This is a genomic window from Rahnella sp. CJA17(1/100), assembly GCF_963881615.1.
Classification (GTDB): Bacteria; Pseudomonadota; Gammaproteobacteria; order Enterobacterales; family Enterobacteriaceae; genus Rahnella; species Rahnella aceris.
Genome location: NZ_CAWOJA010000093.1, coordinates 128,806 through 153,932, shown reverse-complemented (window position 1 = coordinate 153,932; position 25,127 = coordinate 128,806). Strand labels below are relative to the sequence as shown.

At 53.9% G+C, this 25,127-nt stretch carries 23 protein-coding genes and 1 tRNA gene; 14 read left to right on the top strand and 10 right to left on the bottom strand.

All coding sequences use genetic code 11. The features are described from left to right. The first annotated feature begins 279 nt into the window (after positions 1–279). The 8 genes from malK to gdhA all read left to right on the top strand — a co-directional run bounded on the left by malK (position 280) and on the right by gdhA (position 8,181). Complete coding sequence (malK, locus tag AACU55_RS25380; RefSeq protein ID WP_013573874.1) at positions 280–1,389, top strand: maltose/maltodextrin ABC transporter ATP-binding protein MalK; 1,110 nt, start codon at positions 280–282, stop codon at positions 1,387–1,389. Between the two features lie 26 nt (positions 1,390–1,415). Continuing rightward, positions 1,416–2,714: a maltoporin gene (locus AACU55_RS25375; RefSeq protein WP_167686158.1), complete on the top strand. Its 1,299-nt coding sequence runs from the start codon at positions 1,416–1,418 to the stop codon at positions 2,712–2,714. Between the two features lie 230 nt (positions 2,715–2,944). Next, the gene (gene malM / locus AACU55_RS25370; protein WP_037034195.1) at positions 2,945–3,841 is read left to right on the top strand and encodes a maltose operon protein MalM; all 897 of its coding nucleotides are present in this window, start codon (positions 2,945–2,947) and stop codon (positions 3,839–3,841) included. A 237-nt stretch (positions 3,842–4,078) separates the two neighbouring features. Next, complete coding sequence (locus tag AACU55_RS25365; RefSeq protein WP_037034194.1) at positions 4,079–4,918, top strand: AraC family transcriptional regulator; 840 nt, start codon at positions 4,079–4,081, stop codon at positions 4,916–4,918. A 51-nt stretch (positions 4,919–4,969) separates the two neighbouring features. Further along, positions 4,970–5,407 (top strand): DUF2000 domain-containing protein, encoded by a 438-nt coding sequence (locus AACU55_RS25360; RefSeq protein WP_037034193.1) that lies wholly within the window; start codon positions 4,970–4,972, stop codon positions 5,405–5,407. Positions 5,408–5,477: 70 nt separating this feature from the next. Continuing rightward, a complete protein-coding gene (locus tag AACU55_RS25355) occupies positions 5,478–6,176 on the top strand; it encodes an acid phosphatase (RefSeq protein WP_013573879.1) in 699 nt (232 codons plus the stop codon). Positions 6,177–6,239: 63 nt separating this feature from the next. After that, positions 6,240–6,725 (top strand): methylated-DNA--[protein]-cysteine S-methyltransferase, encoded by a 486-nt coding sequence (locus AACU55_RS25350; protein ID WP_013573880.1) that lies wholly within the window; start codon positions 6,240–6,242, stop codon positions 6,723–6,725. Between the two features lie 112 nt (positions 6,726–6,837). Beyond that, positions 6,838–8,181 (top strand): NADP-specific glutamate dehydrogenase, encoded by a 1,344-nt coding sequence (gene gdhA, locus AACU55_RS25345; protein ID WP_134706379.1) that lies wholly within the window; start codon positions 6,838–6,840, stop codon positions 8,179–8,181. 69 nt (positions 8,182–8,250) lie between these two features. Here gdhA and AACU55_RS25340 read toward each other — a convergent pair whose 3' ends face one another. After that, complete coding sequence (locus AACU55_RS25340) at positions 8,251–10,521, bottom strand: TonB-dependent siderophore receptor (RefSeq protein WP_134706377.1); 2,271 nt, start codon at positions 10,519–10,521, stop codon at positions 8,251–8,253. 228 nt (positions 10,522–10,749) lie between these two features. Here AACU55_RS25340 and fes point away from each other — a divergent pair, with 228 nt between their 5' ends. Next, on the top strand, positions 10,750–12,090 hold the full coding sequence (gene fes / locus AACU55_RS25335; RefSeq protein ID WP_167686160.1) for an enterochelin esterase: 1,341 nt from the start codon (positions 10,750–10,752) through the stop codon (positions 12,088–12,090). On the opposite strand, the gene AACU55_RS25330 is transcribed toward fes, so the two are convergent. The 5 genes from AACU55_RS25330 to AACU55_RS25310 all read right to left on the bottom strand — a co-directional run bounded on the left by AACU55_RS25330 (position 12,064) and on the right by AACU55_RS25310 (position 16,111). After that, positions 12,064–12,861: an ATP-binding cassette domain-containing protein gene (locus AACU55_RS25330; RefSeq protein ID WP_013573884.1), complete on the bottom strand. Its 798-nt coding sequence runs from the start codon at positions 12,859–12,861 to the stop codon at positions 12,064–12,066. The two genes, fes and AACU55_RS25330, sit on opposite strands and share 27 nt — an antisense overlap. Continuing rightward, the gene (fepG, locus tag AACU55_RS25325; RefSeq protein ID WP_134706373.1) at positions 12,858–13,886 is read right to left on the bottom strand and encodes an iron-enterobactin ABC transporter permease; all 1,029 of its coding nucleotides are present in this window, start codon (positions 13,884–13,886) and stop codon (positions 12,858–12,860) included. Before fepG ends, AACU55_RS25330 begins: the two co-directional genes overlap by 4 nt. A gap of 2 nt (positions 13,887–13,888) precedes the next feature. Then, complete coding sequence (gene fepD / locus AACU55_RS25320) at positions 13,889–14,890, bottom strand: Fe(3+)-siderophore ABC transporter permease (protein ID WP_134706371.1); 1,002 nt, start codon at positions 14,888–14,890, stop codon at positions 13,889–13,891. Continuing rightward, complete coding sequence (gene fepB, locus AACU55_RS25315) at positions 14,890–15,858, bottom strand: Fe2+-enterobactin ABC transporter substrate-binding protein (protein ID WP_134706370.1); 969 nt, start codon at positions 15,856–15,858, stop codon at positions 14,890–14,892. Before fepB ends, fepD begins: the two co-directional genes overlap by 1 nt. 176 nt (positions 15,859–16,034) lie before the next feature. Further along, a tRNA-Ile gene (locus AACU55_RS25310) sits at positions 16,035–16,111 on the bottom strand. A 142-nt stretch (positions 16,112–16,253) separates the two neighbouring features. On the opposite strand from AACU55_RS25310, the gene mug reads away from it, so the two are divergent. The 4 genes from mug (at position 16,254) to AACU55_RS25290 (ending at position 18,711) form a co-directional block, all read left to right on the top strand. Further along, positions 16,254–16,757 (top strand): G/U mismatch-specific DNA glycosylase, encoded by a 504-nt coding sequence (gene mug, locus AACU55_RS25305; RefSeq protein ID WP_134706368.1) that lies wholly within the window; start codon positions 16,254–16,256, stop codon positions 16,755–16,757. A gap of 278 nt (positions 16,758–17,035) precedes the next feature. Further along, complete coding sequence (locus AACU55_RS25300; RefSeq protein WP_037034188.1) at positions 17,036–17,527, top strand: hypothetical protein; 492 nt, start codon at positions 17,036–17,038, stop codon at positions 17,525–17,527. An 80-nt stretch (positions 17,528–17,607) separates the two neighbouring features. After that, entirely contained in the window at positions 17,608–18,210 is a 603-nt protein-coding gene (locus tag AACU55_RS25295) for a hypothetical protein (RefSeq protein WP_037034187.1), read from the top strand. A 33-nt stretch (positions 18,211–18,243) separates the two neighbouring features. Continuing rightward, positions 18,244–18,711 carry a hypothetical protein gene (locus AACU55_RS25290; RefSeq protein WP_037034185.1) on the top strand — a complete coding sequence of 156 codons (468 nt, stop codon included), beginning with the start codon at positions 18,244–18,246 and terminating at the stop codon, positions 18,709–18,711. Between the two features lie 61 nt (positions 18,712–18,772). Here AACU55_RS25290 and rpoD read toward each other — a convergent pair whose 3' ends face one another. The 3 genes from rpoD to rpsU all read right to left on the bottom strand — a co-directional run bounded on the left by rpoD (position 18,773) and on the right by rpsU (position 22,913). Beyond that, positions 18,773–20,611 (bottom strand): RNA polymerase sigma factor RpoD, encoded by a 1,839-nt coding sequence (gene rpoD, locus AACU55_RS25285; protein ID WP_013573945.1) that lies wholly within the window; start codon positions 20,609–20,611, stop codon positions 18,773–18,775. Positions 20,612–20,813: 202 nt separating this feature from the next. Further along, positions 20,814–22,562 carry a DNA primase gene (dnaG, locus tag AACU55_RS25280; RefSeq protein ID WP_037034183.1) on the bottom strand — a complete coding sequence of 583 codons (1,749 nt, stop codon included), beginning with the start codon at positions 22,560–22,562 and terminating at the stop codon, positions 20,814–20,816. A gap of 135 nt (positions 22,563–22,697) precedes the next feature. Beyond that, entirely contained in the window at positions 22,698–22,913 is a 216-nt protein-coding gene (rpsU, locus tag AACU55_RS25275) for a 30S ribosomal protein S21 (protein ID WP_001144069.1), read from the bottom strand. Positions 22,914–23,228: 315 nt separating this feature from the next. Between rpsU and tsaD the strand changes: the two genes are divergently transcribed. Beyond that, the gene (gene tsaD, locus AACU55_RS25270; RefSeq protein WP_037034181.1) at positions 23,229–24,242 is read left to right on the top strand and encodes a tRNA (adenosine(37)-N6)-threonylcarbamoyltransferase complex transferase subunit TsaD; all 1,014 of its coding nucleotides are present in this window, start codon (positions 23,229–23,231) and stop codon (positions 24,240–24,242) included. 180 nt (positions 24,243–24,422) lie between these two features. Here the strand turns inward: tsaD and plsY are convergent, their stop codons facing one another. Continuing rightward, the gene (gene plsY, locus AACU55_RS25265) at positions 24,423–25,052 is read right to left on the bottom strand and encodes a glycerol-3-phosphate 1-O-acyltransferase PlsY (RefSeq protein ID WP_013573948.1); all 630 of its coding nucleotides are present in this window, start codon (positions 25,050–25,052) and stop codon (positions 24,423–24,425) included. Positions 25,053–25,127: the final 75 nt, after the last annotated feature.

Sequence of the window (25,127 nt, the reverse complement as noted above, 5' to 3'; positions counted from 1 at the left end):
TTCATCATCCCCCCCTCTACGCCCCCACCTCTCAGAATGTGATCCCACCGACACTCTCAGGCGTTATGTGGTTCATCACTCAAAAATATGGTTCGTTTTTTGCCATTCAGATCACGAATTTGATTTTTGCTGTGAACTTTCATCCGGTTGCGGTGAATCGTCATCCTCCCTGCTCCTCCCCCATGAAAAACTTTGTTACGGATGATTACGGTTACCGGCTAATCCTTCACTCTTCGTTGCATTGAGTTTTCTCGCTGGCAGCAAGTACAGGAGTTCAGGATGGCGAGCGTTTCCCTTAACAGCGTGTACAAAGCCTTTGGCGACACCGTGATTTCCAGCGACATCAACCTGGAAATAGAAGAAGGCGAGTTTGTGGTGTTCGTCGGGCCGTCGGGCTGTGGTAAATCCACTCTGCTGCGCATGATTGCAGGCCTGGAAGACATCACGTCCGGTGAATTGAAGATTGGCGATAAACGCATGAATGAAGTGCCGCCCGCCGATCGTGGTATCGGCATGGTGTTCCAGTCTTATGCGCTGTATCCGCATCTGTCTGTGGCAGAAAACATGTCCTTCGGCCTGAAGCTGGCGGGGGCAAAAAAAGCCGAGATCAATCAACGGGTGAATCAGGTTTCCGAAGTGTTGCAACTGGCGCATTTGCTGGACAGACGCCCGAAAGCGCTTTCCGGCGGACAACGTCAGCGCGTGGCGATTGGCCGTACGCTGGTTGCCGAGCCGACGGTTTTTCTGCTCGATGAACCGCTTTCTAACTTAGATGCTGCGCTGCGTGTGCAGATGCGTATTGAGATTTCACGTCTGCATAAGCGCCTGAAACGCACCATGATTTACGTGACCCACGATCAGGTCGAAGCGATGACGCTGGCCGACAAAATCGTGGTGCTCGATGCCGGGCATATCGCGCAGGTCGGTAAGCCGCTCGAGCTGTATCACTATCCTGCCAACCGCTTTGTCGCCGGTTTTATCGGCTCACCCAAAATGAATTTCCTGCCGGTGAAAGTCACCGCTGCTGAACCTGCGCGCGTACAGGTCGAATTGCCGAACCGCCAGCAAGTCTGGCTGCCGGTGGAAGGGACCGACGTGAAAGTCGGCAGCAACCTGTCACTGGGTATTCGCCCTGAACATCTTCTGCCAAGCGACGTCGCTGAAGTGACGCTTTCCGGCGAAGTGCAGGTCGTCGAGCAACTGGGTAACGAAACACAGATCCACATCCAAATTCCGGCAATTCGTCAGAACCTGGTGTACCGCCAGAACGACGTGGTGCTGGTAGAAGAAGGTGCAACATTCGCCATCGGTTTGCCGCCACACCGCTGCCATCTGTTCCGCGAAGACGGAACGGCATGTCGCCGGTTACACCCCGAACCTGGTGTTTGAAAGCACGCGATCCCCTACAGGAGAAAATGATGATCACAATGCGTAGTTCTTCCCTGGCGCTGGCAGTGGCTGCTGGCATCCTTTCTACACAAGCGATGGCGGTGGATTTCACAGGTTATGCCCGTTCGGGTATTGGCTGGACCGGCAGCGGCGGCGAGCAGCAATGTTTCAAAGCGACAGGTGCAGACAGCAAATACCGTCTCGGTAACGAATGTGAGACGTATGCAGAGTTGAAACTGGGTCAGGAAGTGTGGAAAGAAGGGGATAAGAGCTTCTACTTCGACACCAACGTGGCGTATTCCGTTTCTCAACAGAACGACTGGGAGTCAACCGATCCGGCTTTCCGCGAAGCAAACGTGAAGGGTAAGAACCTGATCGAATGGCTGCCGGGTTCGACTATGTGGGCCGGTAAGCGTTTCTACCAACGTCATGACGTTCACATGATCGACTTCTACTACTGGGATATTTCAGGTCCTGGTGCGGGCCTGGAAGATATCGATCTGGGCTTCGGTAAACTGTCTCTGGCCGCCACCCGTAACACCGAAAGCGGCGGTTCATACGGTTATATCGCTGACCAGCGTAATGAAGTGCCTACCTCCAACGACGTGTTCGACGTGCGTCTGGCAGGCCTGCAAACTAACCCGGGCGGTGTGCTGGAGTTAGGGGTGGATTACGGCCGTGCTAACGCGCGTGATGGTTATTCACTGGCTGACGACGCGACCAAAGACGGCTTCCTGGTCACTGCGGAACATACGCAAAGTATTTACAACGGCTATAACAAATTCGTGCTGCAATATGCCGCAGATTCCATGACGGATCCGGGCCAGGGCGCGGCGAACGGTCACTCGAATGGTGCCGCCATCAACAACAACGGCAGCATGGTGCGTGTGCTCGACCACGGTGCTATCGACTTCAACGACACCTGGAGCCTGATGTACGTGGCGATGTATCAGGACGTTGACCGCGATAACAACAACGGCACCACCTGGTACACCGTCGGTGTCCGTCCGATGTACAAATGGACCCCGATCATGAGCACCTTGCTGGAAGTCGGTTACGACAACGTGAAATCCCAGCGTACCGGCGACAAAAACGGTCAGTACAAAGTCACCCTGGCGCAACAATGGCAGGCGGGCGACAGCATCTGGTCACGTCCGGCCATCCGTGTGTTCGCAACCTATGCGAACTGGGATGAGAAATGGGGCTACGACACTGACAGCGGCGCAAGCAATGGCTTAGCGATGAACGATACCAGCACCCGTACCTTCAGCCGTGGTAATGACGACGAAGTCACCTTCGGCGCCCAGATGGAAATCTGGTGGTAAATTTTTCCTTCCTCCTTCGCGCTGCCGATGCGTTGGCTGCGCATCCTCGCCCCGGTCACGTAGTTGTCTACGCTCCCGGGGACTTGGACGCTTGCCGCCTTCCGGCAACCCGAAAGAGTTTGGAAAAATGGCAATGTAAGCTTTAAAAAAACGCAGTAAAGAAGATGTGCTGGCTGGCGGATTATCGCTGATGACCGCCAGCCTTCATGGTGATTTCAAAGGAAACAATAATGAAAAAGAATCTGCTGTCACTGTGTTTGTCGCTGAGCCTGTTGGCTGCTGCCCCTGCGGTGGTGAACGCTGCGCAAAATGATGCGAATACGGCACCGGCTATTTCCAGCCAGACCTTACGCAACCTTTCATGGACGCCGCTGGTTCCGCCAGTGACGCAGGATGTAACGCTGGGTACGTCCAGCGCTGAAATTAATCAGGGTGAGATTCAGGGCGCCGTCGGGGCATTCGCTTTACCTGCTGACCGGGGTTCGCTTGAAATTACGCTGACCAGTATTGCGACCGGTAAAACCGTGTATGCGCCAAATGTTCTGGTGCTGGATGAGCAGATGCGTCCGGCTGCGTTTTACCCTTCCAGCTATTTCCCGTATCAGAAACCGGGTATCGTCTCCAGCGACCGTCTGGAAGGCACACTGAAACTGACACCGGCACTGGGTCAGAAACAAATTTATCTGCTGGTGTATACCACCCGTCAGGACTTAGCTGAGACCACGCAGATGGTGAACCCGGCGAAAGCCTTCGCCGCTGGCGTGGGTAACGCGGTGCCGGATATCCCGGATCCGATTGCCCGTCATACCCCGACCGGCACACTGAGCCTGAAAGTCACTGCCGAGCAGAAAACCGGTAACGTGATGATTGGTCAGATCTTCCCGTCTTCCGCACCGGCAGCGGCAGCACCCGTGGTGGTCGGCAGCACACAAGCGCCTGCACCTGCGGCGGCTCCGGCCAAACCGAGCGAGCCAATGCTCAGCGATTCAGAAACCTACTTTAACGATGCGATTAAGAAAGCAGTGAAAGCAGGGGACGTCGATAAAGCCCTGAAACTGCTGGACGAAGCCGAACGTCTGGGTTCCAAAACCGCCCGTAAAACCTTTATTGAAAGCGTGAAGCACTGAGTTTTCTTAGCGCCTCCCCCGAGAAGAAGCTGGCAGTTTTTTCAGCTCCTTCCCCTGCGAAGGGGAGGCCGGGAGGGGGTTTTAATGGCTAACCCCTTGTTGAAGAAAACTTTAACTTTTTGATTTTGAACTTAATACCCCACCCCAGCCCTCCCCTTCGCAGGGGAGGGAGCCGCCCGAGTTTTATTCACTCCGCCTATTTGTTACCCTGTTGTTAATTCATTCAGCGGGGGATGTATGGCGTCTGCAAACTGGGTCGACTTATCGAAAGATAAAGACAGCGGGATCGAGACGATCCACGCCCATTTCGAAGGCCATGCGTACGATCCCCACTGGCATGACAGTTATCTGGTCGGTGTCACTCAGTACGGTTTGCAGCAGTTCAGTTGTCGCCGCCAGAAACATCAAAGCCTGCCGGGCAAAGTCTTTATGCTCGAACCGGGCGAAATCCATGACGGCGATGCGGTGCAGCCCGGCGGTTTTACCTATCACATGTTGTATCTCGATCCGCAATGGCTGAGCCGCGAGCTGGCGGCACGGCGCGATTCCCTTTCTCCGGCCGGTGATCCGAGTTTCGAAAATACCTTAGCGCAGGATCCGCAACTGGCGCAGGCGACGTCACGGGCTTTTCAGGCGCTGCACGGCAAAGACCTGCGCATTGTCCGCCAGACCGCGCTCGACGGCTTGCTCTGTGCACTGGGTGGCCATCTCACCTGGCAGCCACCGCGACTTCAGGGGCATGCGCCCTGGTCGCGGGTGGCGCATCAGGCGCGGGAATATCTGCATGCCCACTTGCACGAAGACATCGGCCTCGAACAACTGGCAGCGGCGACCGGCGAAAGCCGCTTTGTGGTCAGCCGTGCGTTTAAAGCTGAATTCGGATTGCCGCCGCACGCCTATCTTATTCAGCTGAAACTGACGCGCGCCCGTGAAGGGCTGGCGCTCGGGCGCACACCGGCTGACGTGGCGGCTGATTTAGGTTTTGCTGATCAGAGCCATCTCGGGCGCTGGTTCCGCCGCGCCTATCAGCTCACGCCAGCACATTACCGGCGTCTGTGCACAAATCTTCCAGATTGAGAAAAAGTGACGGGTTAAGCTCATGTTTCAACTGAACCGGAGCCTGCCATCATGAATACGCCTGTAACCATTCTGCCTTCGTCACCGGAACGCTGCGTGATTGTCATCAACCAGCAACTTGCCGCCGGACATGCCGCCAATGCCGCCGCCGTGCTGGCCCTGACGCTCGGGCAACGCCATCCGTCGCTGGTGGGCGAGCCGCTGATTGACGCTGATAACCGCGTGCATCCGGGGCTGATCCCGATTGGCATCAGCGTGCTGGTTGCCGACAGCGAACAGCTCACGCACCTTCATCAGCACCTGCTTAATGATGACGAAATGGACGGGATTATTTTTCCGGTCGAAGGACAGCAAACCACGGATTACGCCGCGTTTCGCGAAGCGGTGTCTGTTGTGCCGACGGACAACCTGCAACTGCTGGGGATTGCGCTGGCGGGTAAAAAGAAAGTGGTGCGCAAGCTGACCGGAAAACTCGGTTTGCTCGGCTGATGTTTGTCATTTAAGCGTCACACTTGTTCTCTACTCTCCTGATATTCAAACTAATATCAGGAATTTTCCCGTGCGTAAGTCCCTCGTTGCTCTGCTGCTTTTCACCCTCGGTTCCACTTTTGTCGTTCAGGCGGCTGACGAAGCCAAACCCTTTATCACCAGCCAGGAACTGGATCTGACGAAATATCTGCCCGCTCCACCGGCGGATGATTCGGCGCAGACCAAAGCGGAACTGAAAGAATTGCTGGAAATTCAGGCCACCCGTACGCCGGAGCAGGAAAAAGCGGCGATTGCTGATGCTGAAGAAAACGTCTGGCGTTTTGCCGATGTGATGGGGCCGGACTTTGATGCTGCGAAACTGCCGAAAACCGCTGCGCTGTTTGATCGTATTGTGGCGACCGAAGACGTGGTGGACGATCACGCCAAGAAAGCCTTTAACCGCCCGCGTCCTTATATGCTCGATGAACAAATTCATCCGCTGCTGAAAAAATCCAAATCCGGCTCATGGCCTTCCGGTCATTCCACTATCGGCTATCTGATGGCGACGGTGCTGGGCGAAATGGTGCCGGAAAAACGCAACGCGCTGTTCACCCGGGCGGCCGGTTACGCCGAAAACCGTCTGGTAGCGGGTTTCCATTACCGTTCTGATACCGTGATGAGCCGCACCGGTGCTGCACTGATCGCGCAAAAAATGGAAGAACAGCCAGATTTCAAAACCGAATTCGACGCGGCGAAAGCGGAACTTCGCGCACAGTTGGGCCTGAAATAATTTTCGTCAGTTCCTGCCTTTCCGGTAAAGTGTGGGGCGTAAAACTTGCAGAGGAAGGGACTGATGGAAAACAGATTCAAGCGGATGGCATCGCCGGTCGGGTTACTCACACTGGCGGCGAAAGGCGATAAGCTGACCGCCATTTTGTGGGAATGTGAAATCGACGGGCGCGTGCCGTTGGGCGATATGATTGAAGACCCGTCGTTTCCGATCTTGCTGAAAACCGAACAACAGCTGAACGAATATTTTGCCGGTAAGCGTACCCGTTTTGAGCTGGAACTCGATTTCACCGGCACCGAATTCCAGAAAGAAGTCTGGGCGGCGTTGCTGGAAATTCCGTTTGGTGAAACGCGCAGCTACGGTGAGATCGCCCGTCGTATCGGTCGCCCGAAAGCGGTTCGTGCCGTGGGCGCGGCCAATGGCCGCAACCCGATTTCTATCGTGGCGCCGTGTCACCGGGTGATTGGTGCTTCCGGGAAATTAACCGGCTTTGCTGGCGGACTGGACAACAAGTTGTTGTTACTGAAGCTGGAAGGTCGTAAATCTTAGGGTTTTTATTGGGAAATAAATTGCTTGATGTCCGCTTGTCAGTCGATGCATAGTCAAAAAATAAGCAGTAAATAAAAAAGACAACATCACTTACAAACGGAGTTTTACCTTAATGGATCAGATTCAATCCCTCGAACAGTTCTTATCCTCAGTTCAGCAACGCGACCCGCATCAGGTCGAATTCTCCCAGGCCGTACGTGAAGTTATGACCACGCTATGGCCTTTCCTCGAACAAAATCCGCAATACCGCCGTTCTGCTTTACTCGAACGTCTGGTGGAGCCGGAACGTGTCATTCAGTTCCGTATCGCGTGGGTGGATGACAAAAATCAGGTGCAGGTGAACCGTGGCTGGCGTGTACAGTTCAGCTCGGCCATCGGCCCGTATAAAGGCGGCATGCGTTTCCATCCGTCGGTCAATTTATCGATTCTTAAATTCCTCGGTTTTGAGCAGACCTTTAAAAATGCCCTGACCACGTTGCCAATGGGCGGCGGAAAGGGCGGCAGTGATTTCAATCCGAAAGGCAAAAGCGAAGGCGAGATCATGCGTTTCTGTCAGGCGCTGATGCTGGAACTGTACCGTCATCTCGGGCCGGATACCGATGTGCCTGCGGGGGATATCGGCGTCGGCGGGCGTGAAGTGGGATATATGGCGGGGATGATGAAAAAACTCTCCAACAACACTGCCAGCGTGTTCACCGGCAAAGGGTTGTCGTTCGGCGGCAGTCTCATCCGCCCGGAAGCCACAGGTTATGGCCTGATCTATTTCACTGAATCGATGCTTAAACGCCATGGCCTGGATTTCGAAGGCATGCGCGTGGCGGTATCCGGCTCCGGTAACGTCGCGCAATATGCGATTGAAAAAGCCATGTCACTGGGCGCACGGGTGATTACGGCGTCAGATTCTAACGGTACTGTCGTCGATGAAGCAGGCTTTACTCCTGAGAAACTGGCGCTGCTGACCGAAATCAAAGCCAGCCGCGATGGCCGCGTAGCCGATTACGCGCAAAAAATCGGGCTGACCTATCTCGAGGGCCAGCAGCCGTGGAACGTGCCGGTGGATATCGCGCTGCCTTGCGCCACGCAAAATGAACTGGATGCGGATGCGGCACGCGTGCTGATCGCCAATGGCGTGAAAGCGGTAGCCGAAGGCGCGAATATGCCAACGACGATTGAAGCGACGGATTTGTTCACCGACGCGGGCGTGTTGTTCGCACCGGGCAAAGCGGCGAACGCCGGTGGCGTGGCAACGTCAGGGCTGGAGATGGCGCAGAACGCTGCGCGTCTGAGCTGGAAAGCCGAAGAAGTGGATGCGCGTTTGCGTCACATCATGCTGGATATTCACCAGTCGTGTGTCGAATACGGCGGCGAAAGCCAGCAGACGCAGTATGTCCGTGGCGCCAATATCGCAGGCTTCGTCAAAGTCGCTGATGCCATGCTGGCGCAGGGCGTGCTGTAAGCCCAAAGTCAGGTTTCAGAAACAACAAAGCCACCTTTGCAGGTGGCTTTTTTTATGCGGGCAACATACTCAGAAGTGCGTATTCAGGCTCATATAGAACGTGCGGCCCGGCTCGTTGTAGGTGGCCGCGCCTGCTCCGTACATATAGGCGCCGGTGGTGGCATTACCCACAGTCTGGGCATTACCCGCACGGAACTGGCGTTTGTCGAAGACGTTATCAATACCCGCCGTGACGCTGACATTTTTGGTCGCGGTGTAGGTGCCGCTCATGCCGACCACAGAATACGGGCTGACTTCATTCTTCTCACTGCCGGTGACGGCTTCACCCTTGTAGTTGTATTTCTTCGGCTTCTGACGGCCATACCAGGTCAGGGTAGATTGCAGAGAGAGATCTTCCGTCGCCTGCCAGCTCAGCGTGGAGTTGATGGTAAATTCCGGGATGATCGACAGATAATCGCCGGTCTCTTTGTCTTTACTTTCAATCATGTACGTGCCGTTGTTATTCCAGGAAACGGTGCTGCTGACCGGAATATTCAGCGTGCCCTCCAGCCCCTGAACCACGGCTTTCGGCACGTTTTCCCATTTATATACATCAGTTGTGCCGGTGGAGGACGTGCCGGTTGGCAGATAACCGGATTCGATTTTGTTGCGATAATCGTTGCGGAAATAGGTCACGCCCGCCTGATAACCGTTGCGGTGGAATTCCAGTCCGATCTCTTTGTTAACGCTGGTTTCCGCATCCAGATCTTTATTCCCCACCAGATAACAACCGCCGCCGCTGGCCGCACAACCCTGACCTTTACTGTACAGCACGTAGTTCGGGTTGGTCTGATACAGGCTCGGCGCTTTATAGGCGCGGGCGATACCCATTTTCAGGGTGAAATCGTCGCCCAGTTCCTGAGACAGGTTCAGCGACGGGCTCCAGTTATTGCCGACAATGGAGTGATGGTCGAAACGCAGACCCGGCACCAGCATGGTGCTGTCGGTCAGCTCAATATTATCTTCGGCAAACAGCGAGAAAATCTCTGCCTGAGAATAGGGGCTGCGGTTGGTGCTGTCGGTACCGGCAATCGCGCCGCCGAGCATAGCCTGCGTGTTGGAAGACGGATCTTTCATCTTCTGCTGGTTCCATTCCGTGCCGAACGTCGCGGTTTGCGGCACGCCCAGCTCAAACGGAATACTGACTTCGCTGTGCGCCAGAATGTCGCCCAGAGCGATGGTGTTGAAGTCTTCGTCAGAGAAGATGCCTTCGGTACCGCCCGCCAGCCCTTCATCCATGCGCGAGTTACGGGTTTTTTCGTACTGCACGTAGTTGTTGGTGGTCACACCGTTATCCCATGCGCCTTTGTAGGTCACCGAGTAGGACTGGCGGTAAATGCGGTTAGTCTCTTCACCGTACATGCTTTTCACCAAATCACTGGTGTTGGTGTTCTGCGTGTCGCCTGCGTACAGGTTGCCCTGACGGCTGTTGGACACTTCAAATTCCAGCGACTGCATACGGGCAAAATCCCAGTGCAACAGGGCGTCGATATTCTTATCGATCACGCCTTCGCGACCTGCCGGAACGGTGTCGGCATAGGTGCCGGTACGCTCAGACTGATGACCGTCGTTGATGTACTGCGCGTCAGCCTGCGTTTTGCTGTAGCCACCGAACAGGCGGAAACTGAACTGATCGTTGAGCGGGCCGGAGAGGCTGAAATCGGTACGTTTGGTCGAGCCTTCATCTTTATGTTGTGGTGCGTTCAGATAGGTATTCCAGGAACCGTGCCACTCCTGAGTGTCTTTTTTAGTGATGATGTTCACCACGCCACCCGCCGCGCCGTTACCGTAACGCGCCGCCGCCGGGCCGCGGATCACTTCGATGCGCTCAATCATATCGGGCGGAACCCAGCTTGTGTCGCCGCGGGTATCACGCTCACCGCGCCAGCCCTGACGCACTGAGTTGCGGCTGTTCACCGGCTTACCGTCGATCAGGATTAAGGTATTTTCCGGGCCCATACCCCGGATGTCGAGCTGGCGGTTATTACCGCGCTGGCCGCTGGTAGAGTTGCCGGTAAGGTTTACGCCGGGCATGGTGCGGATAAGTTCGTTGATGTCGCGTGCCGGAGGGCGTTTTTGGATTTCATCAGAAGTGATGGTGGAAACGCCGGGAGCCTGAAGGTTTTGCTGTGCGGCGGTGACAACCAGTGTGTCGCTGGTGTCTTCCGGTGTTTCTGCGGTGTTCTGGCTGGCGTCTGTTGTGCGGGTTGTGGTGCTTTCTGCCGCGCTGACGGGCAAAGAAAGTGCTGATCCCAGCCCGATTAAGGTTGCCAGAGAATAGTGTGGTAGCCTGCTTTTCATAGTGGATTCTGCCCTGAAATCCATCCGTTCCTGCAAAACAGATTTAGTGAACAGGAGGATGGCCTGTTGTGTGTGTATTTTTATCGTCCCGTTTACGGGCGGTAATACACTATTGCAAATGCAAACAATTATCAATACGATTCCCATTCATAATTTGCAGGAAGCAGGTCAATTATTCTGCAAATTATGCCTTCTCTCACTGCCAAAAGACTGTAAAGCGTAAACATGATGAAATCGCAGTTTCCGGAAAAACCCACCGCGCAGGCGATGTTAGCAAGCTCTCAGGCGGGAAGTGCTGAATGGTGGAAAGACATTAAAGCGCAGGGTTCACCCTTGATCGAACGGCTGAATGATGACGTATGCAACGTGACGTTCTTCTGGCGGGATCCGCAGGGCAGTGAGGCGACATCGGATTTCCAGCGGGTGTGGATCAACATCAACGGCATCACCGATCACCATCAGTCTTTACCGCCGCAAAGTCTGCAAAGACTTGCGGGAACCGATGTCTGGTCGCTGAGTATTACGCTGCGCTCCGGCTGGCGCGGCAGCTACAGCCTGATCCCGCGCACCGGGCCCGGCAGAGAGTTCCCGCAGGATCCCGATGCTTATACCGCCATGCTGGCTGCGCGGGAATGGTGGAAAGATATGTTCGCCCATGCGATTTATGACCCGCTGAATCCGAATCAGCCGTGGCCGGGGGCGAAATCTCACGCTCTGTCGCCGTTGCATATGCCCGACGCATTGCCGCAGCCTGCCTGGCGGGAGTTTGATCTCCACGGTGCCGCGTTGCCACAGAAACCGGCAAAACTGCAAACCTATCAGTGGAACAGTGCGCGTCTGGGCAACCGGCGCAAGGTCTGGATCTACACCACCGGCGAAAGCCAGGATCCGGCATCGCGCCCGCTGGCGCTGTTGCTCGACGGCCAGTTCTGGGCGCAGCAGATGCCGGTCTGGCAGCCGCTGATGCAACTGACGCAGGAAGGCACATTGCCGCAGGCCGTCTACGTGCTGATTGATGTGATCGATACACAGACCCGCAGCCGCGAACTGACCTGTAATGCAGATTTCTGGCTGGCCGTTCAGGAGGAGTTATTGCCCGCCGTGGCGACGCTCGCACCGCACAGCAGCGATGCGAACAAAACAGTGGTGGCGGGGCAGAGCTTTGGCGGGCTGTCAGCGTTGTACGCCGGTTTGCACTGGCCGCAGCGCTTCGGTCTGGTACTCAGTCAGTCCGGTTCTTTCTGGTGGCCGCGACGTAATAAATCGCAGCAGGATGAAAATCCTGACGAGGCGGATTTGTTACTGCGTGAGGTGAGTAACGGGCTGGGGGCTGCCAGCCATCTGAAAATTTTCATGGAAGCGGGCAGCAATGAACGACTGATTTATCAGGTGAATAATCAGATGGATGAGCTGCTGAGCCGCACCAAAAACAGCGTGCATTATCGCGTGGTCGATGCCGGTCACGATACGCTGAGCTGGCGCGGCGGATTAGCCGATGGCCTTCAATACCTGTGGAACGAAGAGCCGTGCAGCGCCGGAGATTCAACCGTTACCCAGCGGGATAATTAACGGTGTATGCGAAACCGGGCAGTCGATAATGGCGCAGCGCAGCCCGAAAACCTGTTCGATCAGTGCCGGTGTGACGATGTCTGCCGGTGCGCCCTCAGCCAGTATTTTTCCATCGCGCATGGCAATCAGATGCCCGGCGTAACGACATGCCTGATTCAGGTCGTGCAACACCACCACCAGCGTGCGGCCGTTTTCCTGATTCAGGCGACACATCAGTTCCATCAAATCAATCTGATGCGCGATATCCAGCCAGGTTGTCGGTTCATCCAGCAATAACAACGGCGTTTGTTGCGCCAGCACCATGGCTATCCACACCCGCTGGCGCTGTCCGCCGGAAAGTGAATTCACCGTGCTTTCCGCCAGTTCGAATACTCCCGTTGCGTGCATGGCGTCGTTCACCGCCAGCGTATCTTGTGCTGTCCAGCGGCTGAACAGGCTTTGATGCGGGTAACGCCCGCGGGCCACCAGATCCGCCACACTGATATCGCCCGGTGCCGTTGAGCTTTGCGGCAGCAGGCCGAGGCGTTTCGCCACGTCCCGGGTGCCGTAATCGCCAATCAGCTTACCGTCGAGAAATACCGTGCCGGATTGCGGCGGCATCAGGCGGCTGAGCGTGCGCAATAATGTGGATTTACCGCAGGCATTCGGCCCGATAATCACGGTGAGTTTTCCCTGAGGGATAGAGACGGAGAGTTCGCGGGCGACGATTTTTTTATCGTAACCCAGCGTCAGATCTTTCGCGTACAAAGGGGAAGAGTGTTCAGTATTCATGAGCGTCGCGACTCCCGGATCAGCAACCCAATCAGATAAATGCCGCCCAGACTGACGGTCAGCACGCCTACGGGTAACTGATAGGGCGTGAACAGCCGTTGTGCAGTGACATCGGCGGCGAGCAACAGCAGCGCGCCGGTCAGCGCCGCGAAAAATAAAGCGTGCTGCTGGCTGGCGCAAAGACGACGCGAAATTTGCGGTGACACCAGCGCAATAAAGGAAATTGGCCCGGCCAGCGCGGTGGCCGCGGCGGTCAACGCCACGCCCGCCAGCATCAGCAATAAACGTGAACGCGCTACCGGTACGCCCAGCGCACAGGCGGCATTATCGCCCATTTCGAGCAACCGCATCGGAGCGGATAAGCAACGCGCCAGCATGCAGGCGACGATAATCATCCCGGTCGCCGGCAGGCTTTTCTCCCATGTTATGCCATTGAGCGAACCAGCATTCCACAAGCCAGCCGTCAGCGCCGATTCCAGCGAGGCGTGAATAATCAGCCAGGTATTGACCGCAATCAGCAGCGCCCGTACGCCGATACCGACGATAATCAGGCGGAACGTTTCGATGCCCTGACGCCACGCCAGGGCGTATACCACCAGTGCGGTCACGACGCCGCCTGCCATCGCGCCGGGGAGAAGGTCGCCCGCAGCGCCATTGAACAACACGATAATCAGCAGAACGCCGGTATACGCGCCGGTGTTAAAACCGATAACGTCCGGACTTCCCAATGGATTGCGCAGCAGCGACTGAAAAATCGCGCCGCTGATGCCGAGTGCGGCACCGAGAACCATCGCCATCACCACGCGCGGCAGACGCCATTGCGTGACAATAATGCTCAGGTTTTTCGGCCCGTCGCCGAGCAGGGCGCCGACAACCTGCGACGGCGTCAGTGCCAGTGTCCCGCTACCCAGCGCGTAAACCGCCAGCAGGATCAGGCATAACACCAGTCCGCAGGCGGTCAGAAAGGGGCGCGACAGCAGCAAAGGTTTTTTCAGCGGGCGAGGTTCTGTAAGAGTCTGGCTCATGGTTAACCTCTGTGTAATCCACCGGGACGGCGTACCAGGAAAATAAGCACCGGCGCGCCGATAAAGGCGACCACCACGGAAACCCGCAATTCTCCGGTCACCAGAAAACGCCCGGCGATATCGGCTGCCAGCAACAGCGTCGGGGTTAACACCAGCGTCCACGGCAGCATCCAGCGCGGATCCGCACGACAGATCCAGCGCGCCATATGCGGCACCATCAGGCCGACAAAGGCGATGGGGCCGACAGCCGCTGTGGCGCTGCCGCACAACAACGTAATCGCCAGTAATCCCAGCAACTGCGTGGTGGCGATTTTGGTGCCGAGTGCCGTCGCCAGTTCGTTGCCCATCGACAGATTATTCAGGGAACGGGTCATCAGTAAGCTCAGGGCAACCGCAAAAGTCACCGGCGGTGTGATGGTTTTAATCACGGTAATATTGCGGATATCCAGCGAGCCAGCCTGCCAGAATCGCAACTGATCGTAGACGGTCGGGTTGAGCAGGGAAATCCCCGCAGACATGCCTTCCAGCACAGCGCCGAGCGCGACGCCCGCCAGGGTCAGGCGTACCGGATCCAGCTTTCCGCGTCCCAGCGCGCCGATCATGGCGACCAGCAATGTTGCCAGCAAGGCACCGGCAAACGCGAACCACAAATAGTGGCTGACATCCGTTGCGCCAAAAAAGGCGATACCGATAACCACCGCGAAAGCCGCACCCGCATTAACGCCAAGAATACCGGGATCAGCCAGCGGATTGCGGGTGAGGATTTGCATCAGTGCGCCGGATAATCCGAGCGCCATCCCCGCCAGCAAACCGGCCAGCGTGCGCGGCACACGGGCATCGGTGACAATCACACAGTCCGCCCCTGTGCACTGGCCGTTAAGCGCTGACATCACGGTGCCGGACGACAGCGATTTCTCGCCCAGCACCAGACTCAGCGCCATCATCAGGCAGAGCAAAAACAAGGCAACCAACAGCGCTGTGAGATTTTTTATTGAGCGGGACATCAGTGAGTTACGAACAGTTTTTCAAGCTGATTCAACATGTTGCTGGCGCTGTAATAATCGAGCCTGAACGTGTCGTCACCCATGGCATACACGTGCCCGGCCTGCACGGCAGGTAACTTCGCCAGAAAAGGATTGGTCAGCAGCCGTTGTGCATCAGGCTGACTGGCGGAAAATAACAGCAGCGTCTGGCCGTTCATCGCCTCCGGCATTTTCTCACCGGCAAGCTGGATGATGTCATGGCGTTTGCCCTGACTGTAACTGGCGGCGAAATTCAGCGGAACCGGCGCGAGAGTGAATCCTAACTGCCGGAGCAACTGACCTTGCGGTGACGCGGGCGTCCACAGATTGGCGCTTTTGCCATCTGATCCATAAACCAGCGCGGACACCGGCTGCGGTGGCAAATGTATCGCTTTTTTCAGACTGTCTTCACGGGCTGAAAACTGCGCGATAACCTTGGAGGCATCGGTTTCTTTACCCGTCGCCCGGCCTAATTCGGTGGCGAGTTCCTGCCAGCTTTTATCGTCGTAATTGACCACCATGACCGGCGCAATGGCCGACAGCTGATCATAGAGTTTCAGTGCGGAATCCCCGCCTGTGGCGGCAATAATGATGAGATCCGGTGCCTGTCCGGCAATGGCTTCAGCATTCGGTTCGCCGATATAAAGCCGCTGCACACCGCGTTGTTTCGCGACATCGCCCCACTGGCGGAAAAAGCCCTGAGCATCGGAAACCCGATTATTGGGCGCAGTCGCTCCGCTGGCGATGACCGGCGCATTAATCGCCAGCAATGTGCCGGTGACGGTGACGCTGGTGGAGACAATCCGCTGCGGCGGCTGTTGTAATGTGATGCTTCCCTTTGAGGTCATAACTTGCCGTGGCCAGCCTTCTGCGAAAGCCTGCGTGGCGACAAGCAGCGATAACAACAGCGCAACCATCCCTGAAAAACGGCGAAAACCAGCCCTTGTCATTGGATCCATTCCTGAATTTTTAATGTTAATGGTTATCATTATTATATGCAGGGCGAATGGGGTCAATGACGAGAGAGGCTCAATCCGTGTAAAAGTCAGGGGAAGACAGGTATTCACGCAACAAAAAAGCCACTCCGTATGAAGTGGCTTAATCGTTTGAATCTCAAACTAAAATTTGGTGGCCCTTGCTGGACTTGAACCAGCGACCAAGCGATTATGAGTCGCGTGCTCTAACCAACTGAGCTAAAGGGCCGAGGTGCGGGATTATACGGTAAACTCTGCTTACAGGTCTATATGTCTTCGGTTTGTATGCGCGTTTTGTGCACAGTTTTAGTCTGTTGTGTTCACTGCGTTTTTTACCTATAACTCAGGTAAATACATCTTAAGGGATAATAATGATTACAGATATTATCGCCCGGGATCTTTCTGTCGTGTTTTGCGGCATCAATCCTGGCTTATCCACTGCTCATCATGGTTTCCATTTCGCTAATGCCAATAACCGCTTCTGGAAGGTTATCTATCAGGCGGGTTTTACCGGGCGTTTACTTAAGCCTGAAGAAGAACAGCATTTGCTGGATACAGATTGCGGGATCACCATGCTGGTGGAACGTCCGACCGTTGAGGCAACGGAGCTGGTTCGCGATGAGTTGCGCGAAGGGGGCGCAGCGTTGATGGCAAAAATTGAATACTATCAGCCGCGTGCGCTGGCTGTTTTAGGCAAACAGGCATTCAGTAAAGCGTTTGGCGTCAGTAAGGTGAACTGGGGACGTCAGGCGTTGAAAATCGGTGACACGGAAGTTTGGGTGCTGCCTAACCCAAGCGGCCTGAACCGGGCGACGCTGGATGAACTGGTATCCGCATACCGTGAACTATTCTTATCATTAGAAAACACAGCATAATCCCGTCACCTCCTCTTATTATTCCATCTGATATAAAATCTCGCCAGGATGATTATTTTATTAATAATCGTCTTGGTTTTGGTTGATTTACCAAATTATTTCGCTATTAAAGCAGCTTTATACTCTCTGAACCCCACCTGAATACATTTGCATATTTAATGTAAGAGGAATGCTTCCCCCGTGTGAATGCGCTCAACTGAACTAAAACTTATTCCATCGCCTCATTCGGGGTGAGCAGCAAAGTAGTCAGGCAGTTTGATTCTTCAGGAGCAGGAGATATGGCTAATGTTGAAACCGAAGAAAGACAGGAAAATCTGGAGGAATGGTTCGAACTATTTTCAGGACTACCGCTCCGGCATTCAGAAAGAGAAACAAGATTAATCAGCTTTTGTGAAAAAAACAGCGTCTGCATCATGTCGGTGATGCCCTGGATAGCATCGGAATTTGCTGAACATGGTGGTTTCGCCGGATTATTTCATTTTATTCATCTCCATGGAGGGAGAAAAATATACATGCCCAAAGAGGCAGAGAAGTTTTATCAGATCTACGGGATTAATATCCCGCAAAATAAATATAACAGAATTTATAAAAAAATTGATTCTTCTGGATATCTGGATACGCCATCCAACTGGGGGGTGTTTATCGCTATTCGCCGGGCAGCAATGCAAGTGGCGATGAAAGAAGATATTCCGGCAAAACTACTCACACAAACTTTTGGTATTACGATGAGAAGTATTCGGCTAATTAAATCACGTAACGCGTGTCTGTAAAGGAGGTCGAGGAAGTTAAGAGAAGGCAAAGACTACACACAATTATTTTCTCATTCATTTTAATATAAAAGGTAAATATTATGACTCAATATTCTGTCACTGTAGCAAATAACTCTGTAAATACCGGTGCAATTTGTATTTATCAAACCTCTCCGGATATCACCGATCCCAAAGTGATGTCACTGGCGTGGTTCTCCAAAGTGGCACATCCAAAAACCAAAGTGCAGTTTGACTGGGGAATTGATTACAGTTTTGTTTGGGATGAAACCGGTGTGCTGATCCCCGGTGTGAAATTCGATGCCTCTCAAACCCTTCCTGCCAGCCTGACGAACAATAATCAGGTGACGCTGAGCTATTCCGAGGGGGCGTTTGAATTCGAACAACAGACCACCGGCGGAAAGAACGGTACGTTGTATGTCACGAACGACAGCAGTTTACCGCTGAATCAGGCCTCTGTCGGGGTCGGTATGTCGGGGGCGGGTACCTTTGTTGTTCAGGCACAGCCGAACATCAACCTGACCTTCACACCGCATCCAACTTATTGGATCACTTTTGGTAATTATACGCCGGGTCAGGTGCTTGATATTGGTCAGATCACCAATAAGCAGCAGCTTGAGTTTGCGCCGAATACTTACAACCTGAGCGTTCAGCTGAAAAATGATAACACCTGGTCTGTTGGCTGAGTCATCAGTTTAATTTACTTACGGAGTAATATTATGATTCTTATCGTCTGTACTGATGATCCGGAACTGGAACAAATTGCCAGTGCTTCAATGGCAAAGTACCAGTCTGTTTTTAAATCGAGCTATAAAATATTTCATTCTGAGTTGCGGTTACTGGAACAGAATGAAAATCTGTTTATTATCTCCCACGGTGCTTTTCAGGGGGATAATGACCGGCCGGTCATCGGTGATAAAGCCCAGGCCTTTTATGTTAATGGTGATACGCTTTATTTAAACGTGAAAAGTATTTTCCCACCGGGTTATACGGGTAACGTTTATATTGATGCCTGCGAGTCAGCAGACAGTACGGAAGTTTTACTCAGTTTTGCTCAGACGTTTTATCTGGAATTGCATGCTGATTCGCCGGCCTCGAAAGTATTTGGTATTACCGGGGCCAGCAGCGGGCTTATTCCATTACCGGATAATACTGCCTGGGTTAATGTCAGTTTAGAAAACCAGTAATAAAAAAGCCCCGGCATTTCTGCCGGGGCTTTTCTGTTCGTGACTGACAACCAGAGAACGATTAATCGTCCAAGAAGCTGCGCAGCACTTCGGAGCGGCTTGGGTGGCGCAGTTTACGCAACGCTTTCGCTTCGATCTGACGGATACGTTCACGGGTAACGTCGAACTGTTTGCCCACTTCTTCAAGCGTGTGGTCAGTGTTCATATCGATACCGAAACGCATACGCAGAACTTTCGCTTCACGTGCGGTCAGGCCAGCCAGAACGTCATGTGTTGCAGAACGCAGGCTTTCAGAGGTTGCAGAATCCAGTGGCAGCTCGAGGGTGGTGTCCTCGATGAAATCACCCAGATGCGAATCTTCATCGTCGCCGATTGGCGTTTCCATGGAGATTGGCTCTTTCGCAATTTTCAGCACTTTGCGGATTTTGTCTTCCGGCATCAACATACGTTCAGCCAGCTCTTCCGGCGTCGGCTCGCGGCCCATCTCTTGCAGCATCTGACGGGAAATACGGTTGAGTTTGTTAATGGTCTCAATCATATGCACCGGGATACGGATGGTACGCGCCTGGTCGGCGATGGAGCGGGTGATAGCCTGACGGATCCACCAGGTCGCATAAGTTGAGAACTTATAACCACGGCGATATTCAAACTTATCAACGGCTTTCATCAGGCCGATGTTACCTTCCTGGATCAGGTCAAGGAACTGCAGACCACGGTTGGTGTATTTCTTCGCGATCGAAATAACCAGACGTAAGTTTGCTTCAACCATCTCTTTCTTCGCGCGACGGGCTTTCGCTTCGCCGATAGACATGCGACGGTTGATGTCTTTTACCTGTTCGATAGTCAGGCCAGTTTCTTCTTCGATCTGACGCAGCTTCATCAGGCCGCGCTGTACGTCTTCGGTGACTTCTTTCAGCTTCTCAGACCAGGGTTTACCCATTGCCAGAGCAGCATCAAACCAGGTATCGCTGGTTTCGTTACCGGCGAACAGATTGACGAAGTTTTTCTTCGGCATTTTGCACTGTTCAACGCACACTTTCATGATCAGACGTTCCTGAGCACGAACGCGATCCATCATGGAACGCATGCTGTTAACCAGGAAATCGAACTGTTTTGGCACTAAACGGAATTGTTTGAACACATCGGACAGCTTCAGGATTTCTTCTGCTGCGCTCTTGTGGCTACGGCCGTTTTTCTTGATGACCAGACGCGTCGCTTCATGCTGTTCACGCAGTTCGGTGAACTTCTGGCGAGCCAGTTCCGGGTCGATGCTGTTGTCGTCTTCAGCATCGTCGTCTTCATCTTCGTCTTCATCATCATCATCCTGCTCTTCGGTGGTCAGTTCAGAACCCACGTGAGTCGCAGTTGGTGCGATTTCTTCTTCGGCGTTAGGGTCAACAAAACCTGTGATCAAGTCAGACAGGCGGACTTCGCCAGCTTCTACACGGTCATATTGCTCTAACAAATAAGTGATAGCTTCAGGATATTCAGCAACGGAGCACTGAACCTGGTTGATACCGTCTTCGATACGTTTGGCGATGTCGATTTCGCCTTCACGGGTCAGCAACTCAACGGTACCCATCTCGCGCATATACATACGCACAGGGTCGGTGGTACGGCCAATTTCGGATTCAACGCTGGAAAGTACCTGCGCCGCCGCTTCTGCAGCGTCTTCGTCGGTATCAGGGCGGTTTTCGGCCAGCATCAAATCATCGGCGTCCGGTGCTTCTTCAAGTACCTGGATGCCCATGTCGTTAATCATCTGGATGATGTCTTCGATCTGGTCGGAATCGACGATATCTTCCGGCAGATGGTCATTGACCTCAGCATAGGTCAGATAGCCTTGCTCCTTACCACGGGTGACAAGTAGCTTAAGCTGTGACTGCGGGTTTTGCTCCATAAGACGGTATCCACACTTCAGAGTATTTGGGTTGGTGTCGGTCGGGTAACATCGCCAACAATAACGTTAGGGGCGTTTATTGTGCCGCGGCCCACCAGGGCGGCTCTGCGCAGGGCCGTGCCCCGCTTTATATCGGCACTTAAGCCGTTTTTTAGTAGTAACGCCTGACGCATTACTTTTTATGTTCTTGTTATTTAACTTGTTAACTCTTTCTCGCTAACACCTGATTCAGGGAACTGACTTCGGTCCGTTCCTCCGGACTCAGGCCATGCGTCCTGGCTTTTGCAATCAAAGTTTCAAGCCGTTGCTCTAAAATCGAGTCATACAGGCTGGCTAACGTGGCGCGAAATTCCTCCTCGACCATGTCCTCTACGATCATGTGGTTCCATGTCGCCAGAGTTTCAAGCTGCTGGTAGAACTTATTGTCGCGATAAAGTTCCAGTAACTGGCCCGTCGTCAGCCCCGGCTGGGCTAAGCAAGTGGTTACTAACTCGCTGAACAGATCCAGTCCTGGTTGCTTCGCTTGCTCCAAACCTTGCAGTGAGGGTATAAGTGTAGCCAGTTGTGGATTTTGTACCAGTAACCCTATAAGTATACGCATGGTTGTGCGTTTTAGCTGGGGCGCCTGATAGACATTGCTACTTTCTGCCTGTTTAGGCATCAGCTTTTCCAGCTGGCTGTCATCCAAAATACCGAGCTTATTCCCTAACTGCTGACGCAAATACATTCGTAACGTTTCACCGGGAACCTGGCGGATCAGCGGCAATGCCAGCATGCTCAATTTGGTCCGCCCGTCAGGGCTGCTCAAATCTACCTGCGGCAACAGCGAATCAAACAGGAAAGTGGACAGCGGCATCGCCTGTTCCATACGTTGTTCGAACGCTTCTTTGCCTTCTTTACGCACCAGCGTGTCTGGATCTTCGCCGTCGGGTAAAAACATAAAACGCAGCTGGCGGCCATCATTGAGATACGGCAGTGCCGTTTCCAGTGCGCGCCATGCGGCTTCACGTCCCGCGCGGTCACCGTCGTAACAGCAAACGATGTTGTCTGTGCTGCGGAACATCAGCTGAATATGATCAGCGGTCGTGGACGTGCCCAATGAGGCAACGGCATAATCAATGCCGAACTGCGCCAGTGCGACGACATCCATATACCCTTCAACCACCAGCAAACGCGCTGGCGTCGGGTGCTTTAACTGTGCTTCATACAGGCCATACAACTGGCGGCCTTTATGGAAAATTTCGGTTTCCGGTGAGTTCAGGTATTTCGGCGTACCGTCACCGAGAACCCTGCCGCCAAAGGCAATTACGCGGCCACGTTTATCACGAATAGGAAACATCACCCGTTCGCGAAAACGATCATAGCTGCGGCCATTGTCATTGGTGACCAACATACCGGCATCAATCAGAGACGCTTTATCATCGGCATTTTTACCGAAACGCTTTAATGCGTTGTCCCAACCCGGTGGGGCGAAACCAATGGCGAAATGGCTGATGACGTCTTCACTTAAACCGCGCCGGGCAAGATATTCCCGTGCGGGAGCCCCTGCAGGCTGTTTAAGTGATTGCTGATAGAACTCGCTAAGCGGTGCCATCAACTGGTAGAGGCTTTGACGCTGATGACGCTCCATCTGGCTCGGACCGGTGCCTGCTTCGTACGGCACTTCCAAACCCTGCATTGTCGCCAGTTCCTCAATGCTTTCGACAAACTCAAGCCTGTCATAGTTCATCAGGAAATCGACGGCGTTGCCGTGGGCACCACAGCCGAAACAGTGATAAAACTGCTTATCGCCATTTACGGTAAATGAGGGTGTTTTCTCATGGTGGAAAGGGCAGCACGCGTGATAATTTTTACCCTGTTTCTTGAGCTTTACCCGAGCGTCGATCAAATCGACGATATCGATGCGAGCCAGCAAGTCATTGATAAATACGCGCGGAATTCTCCCAGCCATAAGCCCCTTACTCACTAGCCTATAAACGAGAACAAGCCGCGCATTCCTTTCGGAAAGCACGGCCTTCGTATGCTACTACGCAGTCTGCGCGTTCTTAATATTGCAAATCACGCGATTTGGGGTTGCCCCCGAAGATTAATACAGACGAGTGCGGCGTGCGTTTTCGCGAGCCAGTTTCTTGGCGTGGCGTTTTACTGCAGATGCTTTAGCGCGTTTACGTTCGGTAGTCGGTTTTTCATAGAATTCACGACGACGAACTTCTGCCAGAACACCTGCTTTTTCGCAGGAACGCTTGAAGCGACGCAGAGCTACGTCGAACGGCTCGTTTTCACGTACTTTAATTACAGGCATGTGCCTCTCACCTCGATAAAATCGGTTTGTTTGCTGATGTTGTACCAGCACATTTCAAAATGGTGCGGAATTTTACTCCAATTCGCGTCGTCTTGTAAAGCATAACGGCAAATTGAAACAGGCGCTTTCTGCAACCCTTCTGCAACATTGTGCGCTTGTTTTGCGTCGGGCGGCGATTATATACCAATCAATCAAAATTGCTCGACATTAATTGGCCTGCGAAGCGAGGAATTCCCACTCCGGTGCAGCACCCGCCGAAGCTTGTGTGCTAAACTGCGCGCCGCGAGTTAGCGCGAAAACATGATGGAAAGAGTGATGCGAGTACTGGGTATTGAAACGTCCTGCGATGAAACCGGAATTGCAGTTTATGACAGCGAAGCCGGTTTATTAGCCAACCAACTGTATAGTCAGGTAAAACTGCATGCAGATTACGGCGGTGTGGTGCCAGAACTGGCATCGCGTGACCATGTACGTAAAACAGTACCCTTGATTCAGGCTGCGCTGAAAGAAGCCGGGCTGACTGCTCAGGATATCGATGGCGTGGCGTACACCGCCGGCCCTGGTCTGGTCGGGGCGTTGCTGGTGGGCGCAACCATCGGGCGTTCTCTGGCATTTGCGTGGGATGTGCCTGCCGTGCCGGTGCATCACATGGAAGGCCATTTGCTGGCACCGATGCTGGAAGATAATCCGCCGGATTTCCCGTTTGTGGCGCTGCTGGTTTCCGGTGGACATACGCAGTTAATCAGCGTCACCGGAATTGGCGAATATACCTTGCTCGGCGAATCCATTGATGATGCTGCCGGTGAAGCCTTTGATAAAACAGCTAAATTGCTCGGCCTTGATTATCCGGGGGGGCCGTTACTGTCGAAAATGGCTTCTCAGGGCGTTGCCGGACGTTTTACCTTCCCGCGCCCGATGACAGACCGGCCGGGGCTGGATTTCAGTTTCTCCGGCCTCAAAACTTTCGCAGCGAATACCATTCGTGGCAATGACAGCGACCCGCAGACACATGCCGACATTGCCCGCGCTTTTGAAGATGCGGTGGTGGATACGCTGGCCATAAAATGCAAACGCGCATTGGATCAGACGGGTTTTAAACAGCTGGTAATGGCCGGTGGTGTCAGCGCGAACCGCACATTACGCGCCAAACTGTCTGAGGTGATGGCAAAACGTGGCGGTCAGGTATTTTATGCGCGCCCTGAATTCTGTACCGATAACGGTGCGATGATCGCGTATGCAGGCATGGTGCGGCTGAAAAGCGGTGCAACTCCTGATCTCGGTGTGACCGTTCGCCCGCGCTGGCCGTTAGCGGAGCTTCCGCCAGTCTGAGCGGGGCTGCGACTGCGTTGTTGCGTCGACCCGAAATGCTCATATACTCAAGTATGCTGCGCTTTCAGGTCTCCTGACGCCTTGTCTCGCTCCCGCTCAGTCAGGCTGAGCTGAAAAAAACCAATAAAAAACGACCCGCCTGAGGTCGTTTTTTTATGTCTGCAATCTGCATTTTACTGACTATTCGGTCTTATCTTCTTTCGCCGCTTTACGTTTTTTCTTCAGCCTATCCCAGATTTTTCCTTCCTGACCACGCCACAGGCGCTGAATATTGTCGTGATGACGCAACAGGATCAGACAGGAAAGCATGGCGACCGGGAAGGTGAACTCCGGTTTGAACCACCAGACATAAAATGGCGCAATCAGTGCGCTGACGATCGCACCCAGTGACGAATAGCCGCTCAGCAGCACGGTCAGGAGCCATGTGCCGGTCATCAGGCCGGTTAAGTCCCAGCCGATGGGGGCGATAGCACCAAACGCCGTGGCAACACCTTTGCCGCCTTTAAAGCGGAAAAAGACTGGATAGATATGGCCAAGACATGCCGCGATGGCCGTCAGGCCAAGATACATAGGCGGAATGTTCAGACGGTATGCCAGCCAGACCGGCAGCATGCCTTTGAGGACATCGAAAATCAGAACAGCGGCAGCGGCCAGACGGCCACCCAGGCGTAAAACGTTGGTGGCGCCGGGATTGCCTGAGCCCGCTGTGCGCGGATCGGGTAAACGGGCTACCCGGCAGACCAGAATAGCACTGGAAATCGAGCCGCAGAGGTAGGCGAAAATAATCATTCCAAGCGCGGTAGCACTCATAAAGCCGTTCCGTCTAATAAGGGTCGTTTTAATCGCAACATCCATGGATAATACGCATTTTCTGCTGGAAGTGGT

Excerpts from the sequence above, each read along its gene's own strand:
- tsaD (WP_037034181.1), top strand. The coding sequence starts at position 23,229 with ATGCGAGTACTGGGTATTGAAACGTCCTGCGATGAAACCGGAATTGCA.
- AACU55_RS25340 (WP_134706377.1), bottom strand. The coding sequence starts at position 10,521 with ATGAAAAGCAGGCTACCACACTATTCTCTGGCAACCTTAATCGGGCTG.
- rpoD (WP_013573945.1), bottom strand. The coding sequence starts at position 20,611 with ATGGAGCAAAACCCGCAGTCACAGCTTAAGCTACTTGTCACCCGTGGT.
- fepG (WP_134706373.1), bottom strand. The coding sequence starts at position 13,886 with ATGAGCCAGACTCTTACAGAACCTCGCCCGCTGAAAAAACCTTTGCTG.
- AACU55_RS25330 (WP_013573884.1), bottom strand. The coding sequence starts at position 12,861 with ATGAATACTGAACACTCTTCCCCTTTGTACGCGAAAGATCTGACGCTG.
- malK (WP_013573874.1), top strand. The coding sequence starts at position 280 with ATGGCGAGCGTTTCCCTTAACAGCGTGTACAAAGCCTTTGGCGACACC.
- gdhA (WP_134706379.1), top strand. The coding sequence starts at position 6,838 with ATGGATCAGATTCAATCCCTCGAACAGTTCTTATCCTCAGTTCAGCAA.
- AACU55_RS25360 (WP_037034193.1), top strand. The coding sequence starts at position 4,970 with ATGAATACGCCTGTAACCATTCTGCCTTCGTCACCGGAACGCTGCGTG.
- AACU55_RS25290 (WP_037034185.1), top strand. The coding sequence starts at position 18,244 with ATGATTCTTATCGTCTGTACTGATGATCCGGAACTGGAACAAATTGCC.
- AACU55_RS25350 (WP_013573880.1), top strand. The coding sequence starts at position 6,240 with ATGGAAAACAGATTCAAGCGGATGGCATCGCCGGTCGGGTTACTCACA.
- fes (WP_167686160.1), top strand. The coding sequence starts at position 10,750 with ATGAAATCGCAGTTTCCGGAAAAACCCACCGCGCAGGCGATGTTAGCA.
- AACU55_RS25375 (WP_167686158.1), top strand. The coding sequence starts at position 1,416 with ATGATGATCACAATGCGTAGTTCTTCCCTGGCGCTGGCAGTGGCTGCT.
- AACU55_RS25300 (WP_037034188.1), top strand. The coding sequence starts at position 17,036 with ATGGCTAATGTTGAAACCGAAGAAAGACAGGAAAATCTGGAGGAATGG.
- fepB (WP_134706370.1), bottom strand. The coding sequence starts at position 15,858 with ATGACAAGGGCTGGTTTTCGCCGTTTTTCAGGGATGGTTGCGCTGTTG.
- malM (WP_037034195.1), top strand. The coding sequence starts at position 2,945 with ATGAAAAAGAATCTGCTGTCACTGTGTTTGTCGCTGAGCCTGTTGGCT.
- mug (WP_134706368.1), top strand. The coding sequence starts at position 16,254 with ATGATTACAGATATTATCGCCCGGGATCTTTCTGTCGTGTTTTGCGGC.
- plsY (WP_013573948.1), bottom strand. The coding sequence starts at position 25,052 with ATGAGTGCTACCGCGCTTGGAATGATTATTTTCGCCTACCTCTGCGGC.
- AACU55_RS25295 (WP_037034187.1), top strand. The coding sequence starts at position 17,608 with ATGACTCAATATTCTGTCACTGTAGCAAATAACTCTGTAAATACCGGT.
- fepD (WP_134706371.1), bottom strand. The coding sequence starts at position 14,890 with ATGTCCCGCTCAATAAAAAATCTCACAGCGCTGTTGGTTGCCTTGTTT.
- dnaG (WP_037034183.1), bottom strand. The coding sequence starts at position 22,562 with ATGGCTGGGAGAATTCCGCGCGTATTTATCAATGACTTGCTGGCTCGC.
- AACU55_RS25365 (WP_037034194.1), top strand. The coding sequence starts at position 4,079 with ATGGCGTCTGCAAACTGGGTCGACTTATCGAAAGATAAAGACAGCGGG.
- rpsU (WP_001144069.1), bottom strand. The coding sequence starts at position 22,913 with ATGCCTGTAATTAAAGTACGTGAAAACGAGCCGTTCGACGTAGCTCTG.